Source organism: Synechococcus sp. CC9616 (assembly GCF_000515235.1).
In the GTDB taxonomy this organism is placed as follows: Bacteria; Cyanobacteriota; Cyanobacteriia; order PCC-6307; family Cyanobiaceae; genus Parasynechococcus.
The window spans coordinates 2,137,000-2,155,923 of the sequence record NZ_KI911558.1; the positions used below are offsets into that span (position 1 = coordinate 2,137,000).

Annotated in this window: 15 protein-coding genes and 1 tRNA gene; 11 read left to right on the forward strand and 5 right to left on the reverse strand. The window is 42.0% G+C overall.

Features of this window, described 5'->3' with window-relative positions; genetic code table 11:
* Nucleotides 1-8: 8 nt before the first annotated feature.
* Nucleotides 9-875: a glycosyltransferase gene (locus tag SYN9616_RS0112135; protein WP_037991017.1), complete on the forward strand. Its 867-nt coding sequence runs from the start codon at nucleotides 9-11 to the stop codon at nucleotides 873-875.
* Here SYN9616_RS0112135 and SYN9616_RS0112140 read toward each other — a convergent pair.
* Nucleotides 857-1,489, reverse strand: a complete 633-nt coding sequence (locus SYN9616_RS0112140; protein WP_028953329.1) for a sulfotransferase family protein — start codon at nucleotides 1,487-1,489, stop codon at nucleotides 857-859. The genes SYN9616_RS0112135 and SYN9616_RS0112140 overlap by 19 nt on opposite strands.
* Nucleotides 1,486-2,295, reverse strand: coding sequence for a glycosyltransferase (locus SYN9616_RS16185; protein ID WP_028953330.1), 810 nt, complete (start codon nucleotides 2,293-2,295; stop codon nucleotides 1,486-1,488). The genes SYN9616_RS0112140 and SYN9616_RS16185 overlap by 4 nt, the downstream gene beginning before the upstream one ends.
* Nucleotides 2,296-2,379: 84 nt before the next feature.
* On the opposite strand from SYN9616_RS16185, the gene psbZ reads away from it, so the two are divergent.
* The 6 genes from psbZ to SYN9616_RS16670 all read left to right on the forward strand — a co-directional run bounded on the left by psbZ (nucleotide 2,380) and on the right by SYN9616_RS16670 (nucleotide 8,591).
* A complete protein-coding gene (psbZ, locus tag SYN9616_RS0112150; protein WP_028953331.1) occupies nucleotides 2,380-2,568 on the forward strand; it encodes a photosystem II reaction center protein PsbZ in 189 nt (62 codons plus the stop codon).
* A 7-nt stretch (nucleotides 2,569-2,575) separates the two neighbouring features.
* Nucleotides 2,576-3,064, forward strand: coding sequence for a 6,7-dimethyl-8-ribityllumazine synthase (ribH, locus tag SYN9616_RS0112155; protein ID WP_028953332.1), 489 nt, complete (start codon nucleotides 2,576-2,578; stop codon nucleotides 3,062-3,064).
* A 79-nt stretch (nucleotides 3,065-3,143) separates the two neighbouring features.
* Nucleotides 3,144-3,215, forward strand: a tRNA-Gly gene (locus SYN9616_RS0112160).
* Nucleotides 3,216-3,711: 496 nt separating this feature from the next.
* On the forward strand, nucleotides 3,712-4,938 hold the full coding sequence (locus SYN9616_RS0112165) for an HlyD family secretion protein (protein ID WP_156918796.1): 1,227 nt from the start codon (nucleotides 3,712-3,714) through the stop codon (nucleotides 4,936-4,938).
* The gene (locus SYN9616_RS16665; RefSeq protein ID WP_071991470.1) at nucleotides 4,935-5,615 is read left to right on the forward strand and encodes a peptidylprolyl isomerase; all 681 of its coding nucleotides are present in this window, start codon (nucleotides 4,935-4,937) and stop codon (nucleotides 5,613-5,615) included. Before SYN9616_RS0112165 ends, SYN9616_RS16665 begins: the two co-directional genes overlap by 4 nt.
* Nucleotides 5,616-5,717: 102 nt before the next feature.
* Nucleotides 5,718-8,591 carry an ABC transporter transmembrane domain-containing protein gene (locus SYN9616_RS16670; protein WP_255326805.1) on the forward strand — a complete coding sequence of 958 codons (2,874 nt, stop codon included), beginning with the start codon at nucleotides 5,718-5,720 and terminating at the stop codon, nucleotides 8,589-8,591.
* A gap of 1,324 nt (nucleotides 8,592-9,915) precedes the next feature.
* Here the strand turns inward: SYN9616_RS16670 and SYN9616_RS0112180 are convergent.
* On the reverse strand, nucleotides 9,916-11,322 hold the full coding sequence (locus SYN9616_RS0112180; RefSeq protein ID WP_156918798.1) for a hypothetical protein: 1,407 nt from the start codon (nucleotides 11,320-11,322) through the stop codon (nucleotides 9,916-9,918).
* Nucleotides 11,323-11,384: 62 nt separating this feature from the next.
* A complete protein-coding gene (locus tag SYN9616_RS16675; RefSeq protein WP_071991472.1) occupies nucleotides 11,385-12,587 on the reverse strand; it encodes a glycosyltransferase in 1,203 nt (400 codons plus the stop codon).
* 52 nt (nucleotides 12,588-12,639) lie between these two features.
* Here SYN9616_RS16675 and SYN9616_RS17435 point away from each other — a divergent pair, with 52 nt between their 5' ends.
* The 3 genes from SYN9616_RS17435 to SYN9616_RS17440 are packed head-to-tail and all read left to right on the forward strand — an operon-like array spanning nucleotide 12,640 to nucleotide 16,288.
* Entirely contained in the window at nucleotides 12,640-14,391 is a 1,752-nt protein-coding gene (locus SYN9616_RS17435; protein WP_071991473.1) for a tetratricopeptide repeat protein, read from the forward strand.
* Between the two features lie 41 nt (nucleotides 14,392-14,432).
* Nucleotides 14,433-15,512 (forward strand): M48 family metallopeptidase, encoded by a 1,080-nt coding sequence (locus SYN9616_RS16685; RefSeq protein ID WP_071991474.1) that lies wholly within the window; start codon nucleotides 14,433-14,435, stop codon nucleotides 15,510-15,512.
* On the forward strand, nucleotides 15,509-16,288 hold the full coding sequence (locus SYN9616_RS17440; protein ID WP_156918806.1) for a hypothetical protein: 780 nt from the start codon (nucleotides 15,509-15,511) through the stop codon (nucleotides 16,286-16,288). The genes SYN9616_RS16685 and SYN9616_RS17440 overlap by 4 nt, the downstream gene beginning before the upstream one ends.
* Here the strand turns inward: SYN9616_RS17440 and SYN9616_RS0112200 are convergent.
* Nucleotides 16,263-17,687, reverse strand: a complete 1,425-nt coding sequence (locus tag SYN9616_RS0112200) for a sulfatase (RefSeq protein WP_198015181.1) — start codon at nucleotides 17,685-17,687, stop codon at nucleotides 16,263-16,265. The genes SYN9616_RS17440 and SYN9616_RS0112200 overlap by 26 nt on opposite strands.
* A 62-nt stretch (nucleotides 17,688-17,749) precedes the next feature.
* Between SYN9616_RS0112200 and SYN9616_RS17445 the strand changes: the two genes are divergently transcribed.
* Complete coding sequence (locus tag SYN9616_RS17445; protein WP_156918808.1) at nucleotides 17,750-18,751, forward strand: glycosyltransferase; 1,002 nt, start codon at nucleotides 17,750-17,752, stop codon at nucleotides 18,749-18,751.
* Nucleotides 18,752-18,924: the final 173 nt, after the last annotated feature.

Consider the following 18,924-nt stretch of genomic DNA (forward strand, 5'->3'; position numbering starts at 1 on the left):
TACGAGGGTTGTCGCGTTTCGGGTTGGCGATGCATCTGCTGATGGCACTGGATCAGGGCTTCGAGTCCTTGGCGGCGGTAGCGCTCACGTCGTTTTTGCTCCATCAACGCTTTGAGTCGCTGGTGCTGGTGAGCCCTGCGGAGGAGACGTTTCCGCAACTCGACGCTTTGGCGGCTGCATTTGCCGTGCCGCTGCGTCATCAAGCCATCGGCGATGCCGCGGCTCTGCATCAACTGCCGGCTTCGGTGCGCCCGTATTTCTTCTGCATCGAAGCGCTGCAGCAGTCAGATCCCGGCCGTTACCTCTACGTCGATGCCGATACCTTGTGCGTGTCCAATCTCGAGGCACTTACCGACTTGCCCCTCAGCGAGGAGAGGCCTATGGCTGCCGCCTCCCATGGCCGGCCTATGCCCGATCGGGCCCTGCTGCTTGGCCTGGAGACCCAATACCACTACTTCAATGCCGGCGTGCTGCTTTTCGACAGCAGCTGCCTGGCTGCGCTGCTGACGCCCCCTGATGTGGTGCAGTATTTCCTGCAGAACCGTGCCCTCTGCCGCTTTCGCGAGCAGTGCGCGCTCAATGCCTTGCTGCGGGGCAGGTTGCAGTACCTACCTGGTCAGTTCAACCTGCTCAGCTGGATGCGCCCGCGCCAACAAGACAATCCCTGGCATGAACTTGCCTGCAATCCGATGGCCTATTGCCTGCCGGATGTGCGCGACAACGCCGCCATCGTGCATCTCTCAGCTGGAGCGCTGCCGAACCGCCTGCCGGCGGAGCGCTTGGAGCGTTTTGACCTTTATTGGTTGATGCTGCAGCAAGGCCTTCAGCAGCCGCAGGTGGCACCACAGTTGCCCCGTTATGCCGAGCGGTGGTGATGGGGGAACCGGCGTTGTTGGATGGCGAAATGAGGAGCCAGGAAGCGGTTCAGTCGCTTCACCGGGGTTTCGCTGATGTGAAACAGCAACAGCTGCTTGGGCGCTTCAGTGCTGAAGTACTGCAGCACCTCGCTGTGATGTTGATACCAGTCCAGCAGCCAGCGCTGCTTGAGTTGGCGGCGGTTGCGGATGCCGTCGGGGCGAAGGGCGTCCAAGTAGGCCTGCGCGAAGCGGCCCTGGTCATGCTTCAGGCGTGAACGGATCCAGTCGAACGGATTACGGGTGTTGAGCACGAACAAGGCATCGGGATAGTCCCGGTGCAACGCTTTGAAGTAGCGGGACCCCTCGATCAGGGGCTGGTCATCGCTGTTGCTGCCTCCCCAGGGCGTGCCTGGGATGCAGATCATGTCCGTATAGGCGGTCCAGCGATCGATCCCTTGCAGCAGTGGTTGGCCTGCCAGATGGTTTTGATGCAGCGCCATGGCTAGGGTGTTGGCGCGCCAGTGCACCGAACTGATGCCGTTGGCCTTGAAATAGTCGTGGAACGACGTGGTGCCGCATTTGTTGAAGCCGATCAGAAAGATCGGCGGTGTTGTCTGGCTGGCGGTTCTCATGGCATCCAGCGGTCATCGCGCCATAGCGCTCGCTGCTCTGGGTTCTCCAGCACGTTGCGGCACAGCTCCGGCAGAGCATGGGCCCGGATAGCCTCCAATGGAAAAGGCGCCACGGCATTGAGTTCGCGCACCTGCATCACCGCGGCATGTAGGGAATCGGCTTGGCCAGCGGTCACAGCCCCTGCATGCTTGCGGTAGCTCACGTGGATGCGGTCAACACCGAGAATCGACACTCCAGCCCTGGCCATGCGCAGGTACTGGTCGTAATCGGTAGCAAGGGATAGACGACGGTTGTACATCCCGCCCGCTGCTCCATAAGCCGCGCGATTGAAGGCTGTTCCGGGGTTCGTGATGAAGTTCATCATCTCCAGCAGCGGTGCACTGAAGGGCTGAAACACGGGTTTGGCATGGCCCCGCGGGTTGCTGCTGCTGAACAGATTTACGCGGGTGTAGATCAGGCGAGGGCTTTCGCTGCTGAGCAGCTCCAGGCAATCGGCAGCCCGGTGGGGGTGGTTGAGATCGTCGCTGTCCAGGGTGATCAGGATGTTGCTGCGGGCTGCGGCGATGGCCCGCTCCCGGCCAGCCGCTTCGCCGCTGGATCCAGGCTCTTGCTTGATGTAGCGGATGCGTGGATCGCCAAGACCTTTCACAAGAGTCTTCAGGTCCGCCTGATCGCTGTGGTCGTCCACGACCACGGCTTCCCAGTCCTCAAGGCTTTGGCAAAGACAGCTGGCCAGAGCTGCCCGCAGTTCCAGCGGTCTGTTGTGCGCTGGGGTGATGAAGCTGACCTGCGGTAGGCGGCTCATGGCACGGCGCGTGTGACGGCTGGTCTCCGATCCAGCGGTATGCAGGATCTCACGTGTGACAATGTCCTAACGATCCGCGTTTCCATGCAGTTCCTTAACACGCTCACCGTTCTGGCCCTGGTGGTGATGTCCTTCGCTTTGATCGTCGCCGTTCCAGTGCTCTATGCCTCCAGTGAGGACAGCGGCCGCTCGAACCGTTTGATCTTGCTGGGCAGTGGTGTTTGGGTGGCTCTGGTTCTGCTCAACTGGGGTGTGAGTTTCTTCGTCGTCTGAGTTCGCCATGGCCACCTTCGAGGGACGGTTCACGGACACGTCTGGATTGCGCATCGCTGTGGTGGTGGCTCGTTTCAATGATTTGGTCACCGGCAAGTTGCTGAGCGGTTGCCTGGATTGCCTGGCGCGTCATGGCATCGATACCAGCTCCAGCAGTAATCAACTGGATGTGGCCTGGGTGCCTGGCTCGTTTGAATTGCCGATCGTTAGCCAGCAACTGGCCCGCAGTGGTCGTTACCAGGTGCTGATCACTCTCGGAGCCGTCATCCGTGGCGACACGCCCCATTTCGATGTGGTGGTTGCTGAGTCCAGCAAGGGGATTGCCTCTGTGGCCAGGGAGACTGGCGTGCCAGTGATCTTTGGGGTGCTGACCACAGACACCATGCAGCAGGCGCTTGAACGGGCTGGAATCAAGAGCAACCTGGGCTGGTCCTATGGACTTCAGGCTTTGGAGATGGGCTCCCTGATGGCGGCATTGCCACCAGTTGAGGCCTAATGCGTTGCGGATTGACCTTGAGCCCCTCCGTGGTGCATGATCATCTCGTCGCAGGGAATACATCTCGCGCCAGCGACCTGCGGATGTAGCTCAGTGGTAGAGCATCTCCTTGCCAAGGAGAGGGTCGAGAGTTCGAATCTCTTCATCCGCTTTTGAAGTTAAATGTCATTAAGTCATGTTCACAAGTATTTACAAATCTAATTTGCTCACAAAAGCCTGAAGATTTAATATTCAACGAATGTTTTTTCAGTTTTTGAATACAAGAAGAATAAAACAACTATTAAATTGTTTGACGTCATAACCCCTTTCTTTATAAGTTTCCTCTTATAGTAATATCCAAAAGTACGGCGCGATAACGATCGGCTGAATGAACTCTACCGAAATTAACAAGTCGTTTACCTCTCCAAAGTGTTACTGCGATACTGCTATTCATAAACATATAACTATTTTAGCAATCGATCGGTCAGAAGCCTAAAAAGGATAGTTGTCAGGAGTCTTTGTAGTTTAAGGATTCCGCAAGATGGTTTTAGATTTGGACCAAGCCCTAACAATCAGAGCCCGAATGATCCTGGTGCGTGCAAAACAATTAAGTGTTGAGCCATCTCGGAAGAATCTGTCGCATTTTTCTGGTTTGCACTACAATCGAAATGCCAACACCCCTAAAACCACTGAAAGAGACCAAGAGTGAGGAAAGTTCATCTGAAAATAGAGATGAACAAGTCAAATTATCTCTCACAACCAAACAAAGGCTCGGTGACGCTACGAACCAGTGGTTAGCTCGAAACCGTTCAATGGTTCTTCGCCAAACGCCAGTTTGGGCGCAGACACTAGCTTTTTTAATGATAAGCCTCAGTACCATCGCAGTAATAGCTGGCATTTTCTTTCGAATTGACGAGGTTGTAACTGTTCAAGGACAGTTGAAGTCAATTGGTGGAACCGTTGAAGTGGAAACGCCTGTGGGTGGCCAGATATCAGGAGTGTTTTTTACGGATGGTGAAAAGGTCATAAAAGGTCAGCTCTTAGTTCGTTTTGACACTCGCCAAGCTTTGGAGCGTAAAACAACATTGACAAAATTAATTGAAATAGAGCAAAAAGAGTTGCAAAACCAGTTGAAAACCTTTGAAAGTCAATTATCTTCTTTGCAATCACGTGAAGAAGTCCTGGAGCAACGATTAGTTACCAAAAAGCTAATCACTTCTGAAATGGGTGAATTAGTTGAGCAAGGAGGTTTTCAGCGACTTCAACATCTTGAACAATTAGATCAAGTATTTGAAATGCAAAAGCAAATTACAGAGTTAAAGGAGCAGAAAAGTCGTTTGCAATTACAATCCGATCAAACAAAACTAGAATCAATTAAATCTTTAGATCAGATGAAAAATCAGCTGAAAGAAATTAATCTTCAATTACAATATCAAAATGTACATGCTCCAGCTACAGGAGTCGTGTTTGACCCTGCTGCACGTTCAAAGGGAGTTTTACAGTCTGGTGAAAGAATCTTATCTATAGTGCCACAAGAAGGTCTATATGCTGAGGTGTTTGTTCCTAACCAAGATATTGGATTTGTACGCAGTGGACAACAAGCAAAAGTAAGAGTTGATGCGTTTCCATTTACTAGGTACGGAGAAATCTCTGCAAATGTTAGCCAAATTGGTGCAGATGTTCTTCCACCAGATAGTGCAATGACCTTTTATCGGTTTCCTGTAAAGTTGGAGCTAAATAAATTTTATTTAGAAAGTCGAGGGATACAAATACCTCTAAAGTCTGGCATGGCAATTACCACAAATCTTAAACTACGCGAAAAACGACTCATAAGCCTCTTGAGCGATCTTTTGGTCGATCAAACAGATAGTATACGGAGTATTCGGCAACAATGAATAAAGATAGTGTAGTGCTTAATTCAGTATTGGATCCAAATCCGGATGAGTGGTTATCGATTAAAAGAATTAACCATTTACATCAATATATTTCTCCAATCTCAAAATTACTTAAAGAAGCCAATTTACTGGACCAAGTATTGGATGCTTGGATCAAGCATGAATTGCGTGTAGAAGCTTCATTGTCTGACGATGGTTTGTCAAACTCTGATAATGCTGAATTGAAGTGGGCTAGGAATCATTGGGGCCATCGTTTAGAGTCTATTTACTTACGTCATAAATCTATGCTTGATTTAGTTAGCTATAAACTTTTGCGTGTAGCCAAGCGTGACTTTGCTTATGAATTATATCATAGACTAAAAGCACATGAAAATACATTTGAGAAATTGTGCTTCGAGTTTTCAACTGGTAATGAAAAATGGCGAGGAGGTTTGTTTGAAGATCAATCTCTTGCTTTATTTCCTGTAGCAATGCAAAAGTTTATTTCGTCAATGCACAGCGGAGATATACATCCTCCAGTTAAATACGGAGAAGAATATGCGATTTTTAAGCTAATAAAATATACATCTGCTGCATTAGATGATGATGGTGAAGAGCGTTTGCTAAAACTAGAATTGAATAATTGGCTTGAAGGAACGCGTCAAGCGTCCTACCATCACTTATTATCTGAGTGTTAGAGACTATTTCGCTTGGCAGCCACCGATCAATTCGACTCATTGTTCAGCCAAATCTCTGGACAACTTCCTTACTCACACCTCACAAGAGATCAATTTCAAAATTTGACTTCTGGATCAAAAATCCTAAGTTTTGATCCAGGCCAGCTGATTTTGAGGCCTGACGAGATACCCCGCAGATTGTTCTTGGTTTTCCAAGGATCTGTTCGACTTCTAGCAAAGCGACCTGATAACAGGGAAGCGATCACTTTGTGTAGACGTGGACCTGGTCAATTATTGGGGTGGGTGAGTTTATTGCGGGGATCACCTTGCGAGTGGGTCACCGCTTCAGAGTCATCTATGGTGATCACGTTATCATCAGAAGCATTCATAGAGGCATATAAAAAAAATCAAGAATTTGCGATTTCGTTCCAAAAATTAAATCACCCTCAAGAAGCTTACGCTGTATTATCTGCCTCTGTACAAGATAAAACAGTATGTGATAAAAATTGGGCAGAATCTCTCCTTAAGTTGAGTCAAAATAGTGCGACATTAACTTTTCCTCATGACCAAGTATTTGAACCGAATGATCACAATGCAGCTTCAGATTGGTTAATCAGCACAGATGGTTTTACGGGTGTTCCCGTTGGATCACTTCTTACTGCTGGTAGTCAGTTACCAGATCGTCCTGGATATCAGCTTGATGTTCGTTGTGTGCGTACTCTTCAAGAAAACAAACAACAATATAATCAGGCCATAGATAAATTCAAAAATCTTGCCGAAGAGGCACAAGATTTACCAGGCATGTCTCTTCGTGAATTGGGAATTCTTGAAGATGATTTCCTTGAAGATGAGCAGAGGTTTCCTGTCGTCTGCGGACGGGGTCCTATTAAGGAAGCTCTTGCTGTTTGTGAAATGATTGCATTACATCAATCTGCACCTTTTCGCAAAGATATTATTGAAAAAATTCTTGAGGACCAATTCCGGCGAAATAAAAGTCTTTCATTAGAGCTTGTAGCTCGTTTGTGTGAGCTTTTGGGCCTTAATTGTCAAATTGCTGCAGTTGACTCTGAATTTATTAATAGTGTAGAGTTACCAGCTATATTAATGATTGAAAGTGTACCCGTTGTAATATATGCATTGAAGAAATCTTCTGTCATTATTGCTCATCCGCACAGAGGAATTTGTCGTTATTCTTATAAAGAATTTAAAAGCTACTTAGGCAAAAGATTCTATTTTGCTCTTCCAAGGCGAGTAGGTAGCACACCCACAAGTCGTTTTGGATGGAATTGGTTCACACCATTAATTAGTAAATATAAAAAGTCATTGATCTTAGTTTTTGTAGCATCTTTGTTGGCCCAATTATTCGGCATAGCTATACCTTTAATGATACAGCAAATTATCGATAAAGTACTCGCCCAAGGAAATTTAAGCAGTTTAAATGTGTTAGGTAGCGCAATGGTTATATTGGCATTATTTCAAGGTATTCTTACTGCCCTCCGTACCTACATATTCGTTGATACGACTGATCGAATGGATTTGACTTTAGGGACCGCTGTAATTGATCGTTTATTAGCACTTCCTCTTGATTTTTTTGAAAAGCGTCCTGTAGGTGAACTAAGTCAACGTTTAGGAGAACTTAATACTATACGAGGGTTTTTAACAGGAACAGCGCTAATGAGTGGACTAAATCTTATTTTTGCTTCGTTGTATTTAATAGTTATGATTATCTACTCTCCGCTTTTGACAGCTGTTGCTTTAAGTATTTTGCCAATCTATTTCCTTTTGATTTTTGGTATATCACCCATCTATAAATGGCTAATAAGACGTCGGGCAGTTGCACAAGCTAAAACACAAAGTCACTTGGTTGAAATTTTGGGTGGCATTCAAACAGTTAAAGCGCAACATTTTGAATTAACTGCAAGATGGAAATGGCAAGATCGTTATAAAGAATATGTTAATCAGGGTTTTCGCAGCACTGCACTCGGTACAGCCTCAAGTGTTGTCGGGAGTTTTCTGACACAATTAAGTGGGCTTCTTGTACTTTGGGTTGGTATGTGGTTGGTTCTTAATGGAGAACTTACTCTTGGTATGTTAATTGCCTTCAGAATAATCAGTGGAAATGTTACAGGACCATTATTGCAATTATCAACATTATACCAAGGATTTCAAGGAGTACAAATATCAATGGAGCGACTTTCGGATATCATAGATCAAAATCCCGAGCTTTCTAATACAGATGACTTAAACCAAATTCCAATACCACTTATAGATGGTAATATTCGCTTTGAAAATGTTTCCTTTCGTTTCAAAGATAGCGGTCCGAATCAAGTTGATGATGTTAACTTAGAAATAAATTCTGGTAATTTTGTAGGCATAGTTGGACAAAGTGGTAGTGGCAAAAGTACACTCATGAAGTTATTGCCACGTCTTTATAAAATCAACCATGGCCGAATATTCATTGACGACTACGATATTTCTAAAGTAAATCTTTCGAGTTTGCGAAGACAAATTGGTATTGTCCCACAGGATTCATTGCTATTTGAAGGGACAATATCTGAAAATATTGCCCTTAATGATCCGCAAGCTACTACTGAATCAATTATCGAAGCGTCAAAAATAGCTTGTGCTCACGATTTTATAATGAGCTTAGGACAAGGTTATGCAACAAAAATAGCAGAGCGCGGAAGTAATTTAAGTGGAGGTCAACGACAACGGATAGCAATTGCTCGAACTATACTGGCTAACCCTCAATTGTTAATTATGGATGAAGCTACAAGTGCTCTAGATTACAATACAGAACGCCAGCTTTGTCAAAATTTGCAAGTTTGGGCTGAAAATCGCACTGTTTTATTCATAACCCACCGTTTAAGTTCTATAAAAGATAGTGACCTCATTGTTGTAATGCATGACGGTCAGCTAGTGGAGAAAGGAACGCATCCCCAGCTAATTTCAAATTGTCAAAGGTATGCTGCATTGTACGAACAGCAAGGCGAATAAGTAAGATTTGTTTTAAGCGCTATAATCTCGTTAGATAATATTTTAAAATTTTAAGCATATTTATCTTATAATGGCTTGTAAAGACTTAATTAAAAGATTTATTGCACAAAGATTTAATTGCTTATTTCGTTGATATTTGAAATATTGACAACTGGTTGTAAAATATAAGCTTTGTATTTATTATGCTGCAGATCTACTATTGTGTCTAAGCGAATTGGATTCCTCATTGATAATGCTTTAGTTCTTCATTGTGGACAAGTTTCTACTATAGATAATATTTTTATAATTAATTGTAGGAACCCACTATTCTCGTAGAGGCTTCAGCTGTTTTAGAAGCTGCTTATATACTACTAATTGGTTTGACATTAAGCAGTGTATAGATATTACCATTACACTTATCAAAGCTTTAAAAGTCCATCACTCTAGTTGCCCATTAAGCACAGCCTTCATATAAAGATTTTAGTGGGGCCTGTAGACTGTCGACTAACTTGTCTGCTGAGCTACTTTATTTTGAAGCACTAAACTCTGGTAATCTCAGCACAAACTGGGGTTGCAGATCAATACAAAATCTTTATTTTCTAAAATACGACAGTATTAGCTATTTTATTTGTAAACTAATATCTAAGAAAAATGCACACTGTAAACGAAATCTGGCTTCAACTTTCGTACTTGAGTCAGCTCTGGTGATTTTATCACTTCTTAAGTTTTTGCGGCTTCGCCGTATTACTTAATTTAATTGGTACCACTTAACAGATAACTAATTAATCTAGCTGGAAAATTATTAATGAGACCCTTTCGTTTATACCTTCTCTATGGAATAAATTTAGATTAATATATAGAAAATAAGTGATGCATTTTGTTGAAAGGATCTAGTCATATATTTATCGTAAAAGGCTCTCGAATGAGGAGCTGGAAATGCTTGTTGAAGCAAATAATATCAGAAACTTAAATTGAAATTCCCCGAGAATGCGGCTAAAAGTCTAATGGTTCAAGCAGAATTGGATGGCGGGTAAATTTGGGCATCAAATTTGTCGCTCCATCTTAAACGAAGAGGTAAGCAGCAGATCCACTCTTGGTTTTGAAGTCATCGGCTTCACCAGTAACAGTCGGTGAATCTATGGTAGGTATGCCCTCTGCTAGAAATGAGTTATCACTAGCGGATTGCATGAACCCATTGCTACTCAACGAAATGCATACTTGGATCCGGCATAACGCCGCTAGCTGGTTTGGCATTATGTAACAGGTAATTGTTGCCAGCTGAATATTTTATTGCATAAAAAAGCCCCTCAAAAGAGGGGCAGGAAAATGAGTGACTAATCGAAATTTAGAGGAATTCCATTTTGAAGTCACCTGATGCTGCAGCTGAAAGTCCAATAGTTCCAGCAGAGTTAGTTGTTGGGTCAAATTTGACAACCAAATCGGTCGCTCCACCTTGAACGAAGAGGTAAGCAGCAGATCCACTCTTGGTTTTGAAGACACCAGCTTCGCCAGTAACAGTCAAACTGTCCATCGCAGAAAGACGTTCTGCTACAGATGAGTTGTCACCAGCGGATTGCAGGAATCCGTTACTACTCAACGAAACGTCACCCTTGGATGCAGCATTCGTGCCGCTAGCTGGTTCGACATGGAGTAGTTGGTAGACGTCGCCTGCGGACTTATCAAAGTTGACGACATCCATTGCTCCAGTTGTCGAGTCGGCAACTGAGCTCCAACCAATAATTCCAGCGAAACCTGCGGTTCCATCTGCCAGACCACCCTGGTTAGATGCACTGAAAGTGATGCTGTCTGCTCCAGCTTGACCGTAGATGGAACCAAATCCTCCACCTGCAGAGAATGCAGCATCTCCAGCAGTCTTATCAGCAACGTTGTAACTGAGAAGAATGGAGTCGCCGCCACCTCCAGCTAGAACCTGAGCGCCTGAACCGGCGCTGCCGAATTCAGCGAATTCAATAGTGTCAGCACCTGCTCCTCCACCAATTGTAAGACCAACAGCTTCAGCGAAAGTTGCGCTCTCAAAGTCAAGAGAGTCAGCGCCACCACCACCGAGAATGAAAGCTGTATCAGAAATGTCGCCATCAACGATCAGCTTATCGTCTCCATCTGCAAGCTTGACTTGTCCAGAATCGAAAACACCAGCCGCAGCTGTAATGGTGAGGGTGTCATTTCCTCCCCCAGCGATAATTGAAAAATCAGTACCAGCTTTCAGATTGAGTGAAAGACTGTCAGCTCCGCCGCCACCAGCAATTGTGCCACTACCAATTTCTGAAGCGGAAAGAATCAATGTGTCCTTTCCAGCACCCATAAGAATGGCAGCACCTGATGCTGACACATCGGAATTGCCGGAGAAGTCGTCAGCACCAGCGCCAAAAGCAGCTGTACCAACATTCAGGTCAAGAGCACCTTTGTTTGTTACGACATCACTGCCGTTTCCAAAACTGATGTTGGAAATTGTGTTGGTTCCCGACAAAGTGAGAGTGTCACCTCCAGCACCTCCCTTGAGGGTTTCGCCAGAGAATGTGACTGAGCTGAGAGAAATGAGGTCAGCCCCTCCGCCCATCGTGAAAGAGACGTTTTTGGCTGAAGAAGCACCGTCGAGAATTTCGACTGTGTCCTTTCCAGCACCGGCTAGGAGGGTTGCCCCACTGACTGCGCCGGATCGATAGGAGAAAAGATCGCCTGAAGCACCGCCTTCAGTCAAAAGACCGGGCGAGACGATTACGTAGTTAGCCATGACTGTAGAGGGTGGTCAGGTTTGAGACACCAGCGGTAATATACGAGCATCAAGCGCTTTGGTCAATCGGATGTGGCCAGATCCAAACCAGCCACACTGCTCCAAGCATTCAAGCAATTGATAGAGCTGAGTCTCTTAAGTCCCATGCGGGTAATTTCTGTAGTTTTTTTGTTCGAATTAAGAGCCATTTTTATTGCTTCAGCAAGCAGGTTGACGTCTCTGTGGTCTGTAAGAATCAGTCCATCGACTTGTTGATTGCAAAATTCTCTGACGGGAGGAACATTGCTTGCAACAATATTTCTACAGCAATGAAGTGCTTCCACAAAACTCCAACTAGCAACATATGGGTGGGTTAGATAAACATGGCAAGAAGAATTTTGAAGCCAATTTATATATGATTTTTCACTTAACCTGCCTATCCACTTCACTTTATGGTCTAATCTCCTCGATTTTAGATATGAGATTGCCCATTGTTTCCAGGATCCTTCTTTAGGCTTAACACCTCCGTAATTCATTTCATCTTCACCAGCTATTTGTATCTCTATTTGTAAGTCCTTTAGTTTCGGTATGCAGCGTATAAATTGTGAAAATCCTCTCATTGGCTCCATGCCCCTAGTTCCATACGTTAGAAATTTTTTTAAAGGATGACTAGGTTGATTTTGGGATATTTTCATATTATATTTATTTGTGTCAATTCCATCAAATATAACTTGACATTTGGTTTGCAGAATTTCTGGAAGTTGTGATTTTTGCCAAATAGTAGGGCTTACGATTTTGTCAGCTGATATTAATTCAAGCGAAATTAGGGAATTTCTTAACCAATGTTTTTGGACAGATTCTGGAGTCAAACTTAATTCTGTATTTTTAGGATCGTATGTATAAACGCTTGATATTGGATTAAACCACCATTCTAAATAACTAATTGTGAGTGAATGCGGCCAAAACAGTTTGGCGTAACTTCCGCAACCCCAACCTGAATGACTAATAATTATGTCTGGTGCCCATGATTGTCTTTTAAGTTCTTCAAAAGCAGATTTATATTGCTCAGCCAAGCGTAATGCACGTTGAGGTGCATTGAGATTTAGATTTTTCAGAAAATCGCCACCCGATTTCCCCTTTAGGCATAAACGTTTGACTCCTTTAACAGTTCTGCCATAGTGTGTTTGGCACAAGAAAATAACATCATTTGATTTCGATGCAAAGAAATGAGATATATGCTTAAATTGGCCTGGAAAATTTGGATGTAAAAATAATATATTCGCCATCTAACCGCATTAATTGTTCTACAGTATCGTACCTCAAGAGTTTTTAAAAGCAATGGGATTGCCACTGGCCCTCAAAGCACATGAGCAAGGAGATCTCAAAAAAGCTGAAACCCACTATAAACGTGCAATGGATCAGGATTCAAGTAATCCTGTTATTTATCAAAATTATGGATCTTTGCTGAAAAGTCAGGGTAGAAATGACGAATCGATAAAAATTTATCAGGCTGGACTAAGTCTCTACCCTGAAAATATTGGAATAAATCATAATTACGCTAATTTGCTTCGAAAAATCAAGCCTGCTTCGGCATTAGAAAAATACATTTTTTTGCTTCAGTTACATTTAGAATCAGGCAATCAACTTAATAATGACAATGTCTGTTCGGTTTTGTCAGATATTGTTAGCTTGCAAAGAGAGCTTGGCCTTTACCAGTGGTCGCTTTTAGTTAATTCCAATGCTCTGCTTATTAGCAATGAAAACGCTTCGCTGGTTGTTAATCTTATGCTTTTACTTGATGATTGTAATTTATCTGAGTCTTATAATGAACTTGTAGATTCGCTGCAGTCTCAATTAAAGGATTTTGTGAACTCCGTGCCACCGTATAAGCGTATCCAAATTCTTTTTGGCCTGGCAACTCACGAAATACAAAGGTTTAATCCGAGTAATGCAAATAATTTTTACCAGGAAGCTTTTATATGCGCACAAGAGTTAATGGATATTGATTCTGATCAATCTGATGATGCTCGTCACTTAATTACTATCAATGGTTGGAACATAGGTTGCAACTTGCTAAAAATGCAAGATTTTGAGAAAGGTTGGAAATTATTTGAGCATGGACTGCAAACTCCATGTAATGGCCCTCAGCGTTGGCAACGTTCTTTAGCTAAACCTTTTTCTTCGGACGAATTAACCTTGTGGAGAGGAGAATCTTTGATCGGAAAAACGATATTGCTTCTTGATGAGCAAGCTATTGGGGATGTAATGATGTTTGCTTCGCTACTTTCCACATTAGTACAAGAGTCCAAAACTGTTTCATTATTCCTATCTGATCGTTTAATACCCATTTACAATAGACACTTCTCTTCACAAATTAAGAGTAATAAAGTTTCTATATTTTCTAGAAAAGATTTTGAATTGGGCCGTTTAGAATCAGGCCAATTTGACTATCAATGCCCAATAGGTTCTATATGTCAATATCGGTTTACTTCAATTGATTCTTATGCACCATCAGTTCCATGTTTAACGGCCGATCCAATTGCTCGAGAAAAATTGCGATCAAGCTATATTAAAAATGCAGAAGGTAAACGATTAGTAGGTCTCAGTTGGCGCGGTGGTGGAAAATCAGATCGCATGAAACAAAAGTCAATCGATGAAGAGGATTTTTTTACGTTTTTGCAGAGCATAAAAAATGTTCGTTTTATTAGTCTTCAGTACGGGAACTGCGAAAAGTTAGTTAATTCATGGAATTCTCGTGGAATTGATATAATTTATGATCCATCTGTTAATGCATTGAAAGATATGGATTGTTGGTTAAGTCAGGTGTCATGTTGTGATGCTGTCTTGAGTGTTGCTAATACAACTATTCATGGTGCCGGCGGTTTGAATCTTCCAACATTATGTTTATTGAGCCGTTTTGATGATTGGCGTTGGTTTGCCGATCCATCAATTATGAGAAGTTATTGGTATCCTTCTGTTGGTATAGCTAGAGAATCTAAGACCTTAGGCTGGCAAACCGCATTTCAGCAAGCAAAACAATGGCTTGAAGATGGATGTCCCACGACATATGGTCCAAATCATAGCCAATAGGTTTAAAATGATGATATGATACATTTAGTTTATTTTTAAAAATGTACGATTCTTTTCTGGACAAGTTTAAAAAAGGTTATTATAGTGAAGTAATTAGACTTGCCGATGAAAATAATATTCAACCAGGTAATGATCCGAGAACTTCTAACATAGTTGCAGCTTCTCATTTTTCTATTGGCCAGTTTACAGAGGCATTAGAAATATTAGGTGAGTTAGAATCAAGTCTTGGTGATGATGAAGGTTATCTTGGTTTATATGGTGCTGCCTTGAGGAGAGTTGGCAATTATAAATCTTCTGAAAATATTTTTGAGCGTGCTCTTTCTATATCTCCTACAAGTCATTCGCTTAGAAATAATTACGCAAATTTGTTGATTGATATGCACGAATTTTCAAAAGCTGAAGCAATTCTCTTAAAATTATTAAAAGAGAATCCTGAATACGAAGACGCCAAGGAGAATTCAAAGCGTCTCGATGCAGTTCGTTCGCTTTTTTCAAAAGCAAATAGTTCTAACGCTAATATTGCTAGTTCCGATTCTGTTTCTGATAATACATTGCCATCGCAAAAGGCTATACTTGATCCACTCATGAGAGCATTTTCACGCGATGAAGTTAAAAATCACGGGCGATTAGCGCCTCCTCCGGATTTAAAGAAAGCAGCATCATCTTCGGATTCTCGCGCAATTGGTTTGGAAAAGCTTAAATTAGCGCAGGTTGCTGTTAAAGAATCTAATTATGATTATGCACTTTCGCTATGTTCACAAACACATCAAGAAATTGGTGTAGAATCACTGATTTATGATTGTGCTTCTGATGGTTACATCCCTAAAAATAAATTTTTAGAAGCAGAGATATGTATATTGCATTCTATAATTTTAGCTCAGCCAACCATGAAACATTATATTAATTTAGTTAGCCTTGCCTCTATGCGTGGTGACATTCAATTGGCAGAAGTATATCTTCAAAAGGCTATATGCTTAGATTCAACTCATAGTAGCTTAGGTAAATTAAAGGATTTTCTCCATAAACGAAAATCTGAGCTTAAATCTACCCCTTTTCAATTTGAGCTTCAATGGGCTTCTTCAAAATTGCAATTACATAAAGCTGAACTTAACGTCACATGATTCGGAATAATCAAGGTATCCTTTATATAGCTACTGGTCCAAAATGTAAGGAAGAAGCTATTTACAACATGTCACGTTCGCGTCAATTTTTAGGCTCTCGTGTATCTTGTTTAGTCACTGATGTACCTACCGATATTGACTACAAATATTTTGATTATGTTTATAAGCATAAAAATCCTTGTTATGGTTATCGAGATAAAATTTTGCCTTTGCTCAATCTGCCTTTTAAGTTTACTTTATTTCTAGATTCTGACGCTTTTCTCATTCAGCCAGTTGATAACATATTTGATTTAGGAATTTATGCTGACTTTGCAGCTGTTCATGCTCCAGTTCGCCATCCACCTGGGTTTCACTCTGAATTTGTACCATCTTCTTTTCCCGAATATAATTCCGGTGTGATGTTTTTTAAGAGGAGCAAAGTTCAGAAGAAACTTGTGAAGCTTTGGTTGAGCTATTATGACTTTCTGTTTGATAATTATGCACAATCCTGGGATCAAGCATCTCTTCGTATTGCTCTTTGGGAAATGATGCTTTCTCGTAAATCTTTTCGTTTGTTGTCGCTTCCATCTGAATTTAATTTACGCACCTCTAAGCCATGGATAGCAGGAAGAGGCCAACCTGTCTCTGTTATCCATGGTCGATTTGATGCCTCAGAAGTGAATGAATTTATTAAATATTTAAATTCGGATTTTGACAGATTCCGCACTTCATTTGGTTGGTTAAATGCTTATCCAAATTCCTCTATAAGGGCTAAATTTGATCGTATGAATTTTTAAGTAAATCTCTCCATATCCATTCAGGTCGTGCTCTTTTCAAATCTTCTTTTTTCGCTTTTTCTTGAATTATATGCCATTTTTTGTTATTTTGAAATTTTTGAGATTTAGCGATATTAATTTCTTCGTTTGGATCTTTTTTTATGTTTGTTGCCCAAAGTATATTTCCATGCGAATTAGTGCAAATTTTTCGGTTTCCATGTATATAAAGTCTTTCTTTGTTATATTCTACAACTACATTTTGTCGCTTTCTGCAATATACCCTAAGACTCTTGCTCGGATTATTCTTTTGGAGTCCTAATATTATGCTTTTAAAGGCTCCCGTGAGGTTAATTGGTTTCTTTATTTGTATGCTTCTCTTATTTGAGTTGGCCTGTTTTAATATAAACGGTACTCGGATTGAGCTCTCAAGAAAAGTACCTTTGTAAAGCATATTTCCATCTCCAAGCATTTCGCCATGGTCTGACATCACTAGAATTGTCGTATTGTCCGAGTCAGGTCTTTTATTCAATGTATTAATTAGTTTGTTTATTTGTTCGTCTAGTAAACATAGGTGATCTGCGTAATCTTCTCTTAGTTCTTTAATATCTTGCTTTGTCAATAAGTCTTTCCATTTTTGTTCGCTTTCTTTAAGTTGGCATTCATGGTTAAGCGCATTGATCCATAGTCTTTTTTCTATTACGGCCGGAAGATTATTACTTTTATTGATTCCTCGCCATGGATGTGGTGTGTCAAACGGTTCATGTGGTCCTACGAAGCTTACCCAGAGCAACCATGGACTTCTTTCTGGCAGCTTCTCAATTTTTTCAACTGCTTGATTAGCTAACCAAATGTCTGGGTAAAGATAGTTTGGTAATATTGTCTCGTTTCTTTTCCATGCAAGTGCTTTTTCAATCCCGCAATATCTTCTGTACAAATCTTTTCTTTGCATTTCAAGATATCCCTCCTCTTTCCAATGATCAGTTATTTTGCAATCTATAGTTCTAAGGGCTCTTGGCCCTGGAATTTCGAGGACATCGTCAAAACCTAGTTGATGTATGAGTCTTTTTGTAACTCTTATATCTCTTGGTTTGTTATGACTTGACCAATGAGTTTTGCCAACAATACTTGTATACCACCCATTTTTCTGTAGGTCTCGAATGATAGATGGCGCATCACTTGGAAGACTGACGTCCTCATTTTTAGTGATGCAAGTTTGGCTTGGCTCTAAACCAGTAATCCAACTAAATCTTGCTGGTACGCACTGGGGGCTATTTGTGTAACATCTCGTAAGTATAATTCCATTTTCTGCAATCTTTTCATATGTTGGCAGTTTAATAACAGGCTTTAGCGGATTGCCCCAGTCCCCTCTCCATTGGTCAAAGCTTATAATTAGCAAATTGTTTCCAGTTGGATTTCCCACCCCTAAGATTTGAATTATTTTAATCTATTGACTTTATCACCTCATTCTCTGGATTGCTTTCAATGAGACGATTTTGGTTAGGCTTGCATCAGGACGTAACTCGGCCTCTGGGAGGTGTAAAGCAGATGCATAGGTTAGGGGAGGTTATTGAGGAATTGGGTTATCAAGCTACACTTATTCAAGAAGATGCAAATTTTCACCCAGGTTGGTTTAGTAGTAAATTGCCAACCATTTCCTATGACAAATGGTTGAACAGAGGTGGATTTACGTCAATTGAAGATGTTCTAATTTTGCCTGAGACATTCATCAATTCACCTTTATTGTTACGAGACGACTTATGTAAGGTAATATTTAATCAAAATGTATCCTACAGCTTCGGCACGCCAAGTTTTCCAGATAACGTTTTTCCGTCGCCAGATAATATTGTTAGTTTGTATCACTCGGATTTAATCTCCAAGATTTTATGTGTTTCTCGTTCTGATCAGCTATTTCTTCGTTCTGCCTTCGGTCTGGCCGAATCGCGTGTAGGTTTGATTATTAATGCAGTAGAAAGTAATCTATTTTTTCCACATAAGCGTAAGAAGCTTCAGGTAGCTTTTATGCCAAGAAAGAATTCCCATGATTGTAAGGCTGTTATATCTTTGCTTAAGCGTCATTCCTGGTTTAAGGGCTGGTCTGTTTGCCCAATTACAAACTGTACGCAAGATCAGGTTTCCAAGCTCATGAAGGATTCTCTGATCTTTCTATCATTTGGACATCCCGAAGGATTTGGCTTGCCGGTGGCTGAGGCTTTATCTTGCGGATGTTATGTAATTGGGTATTCGGGCTTAGGCGGTCGTGAACTATTTAGACACTCATCTTCTTTTAATGCATCCAATGAGATCATGGTTGGTGATTGGCTTGGGTTCCTTTCGGCTATCAAGTCTTTTATTGATCAATTTAATGCAGATCCAAATTCTGTCTTCAAAAATTTACTACTTTGTTCTAAATCTGTACGAAAAACCTATAGTTTTGATGCCATGAAGCGTAGTGTCGATGCCGCATTTGCAGGAATCGTTAGATAATTAATTTATTAACTTATTCTCTGCATCGAGCGCTTTCACGATTTTTTGGATAACTGCTTATCGTGTTAATTTTAATAATGTTTTATATTTTCCTAATGTTTGAACATATGCTTTTGTCCCACCAGAAATTTATTGCGAGTTGCATGTTCATCGTAGCGGTCTTGATTCTATTC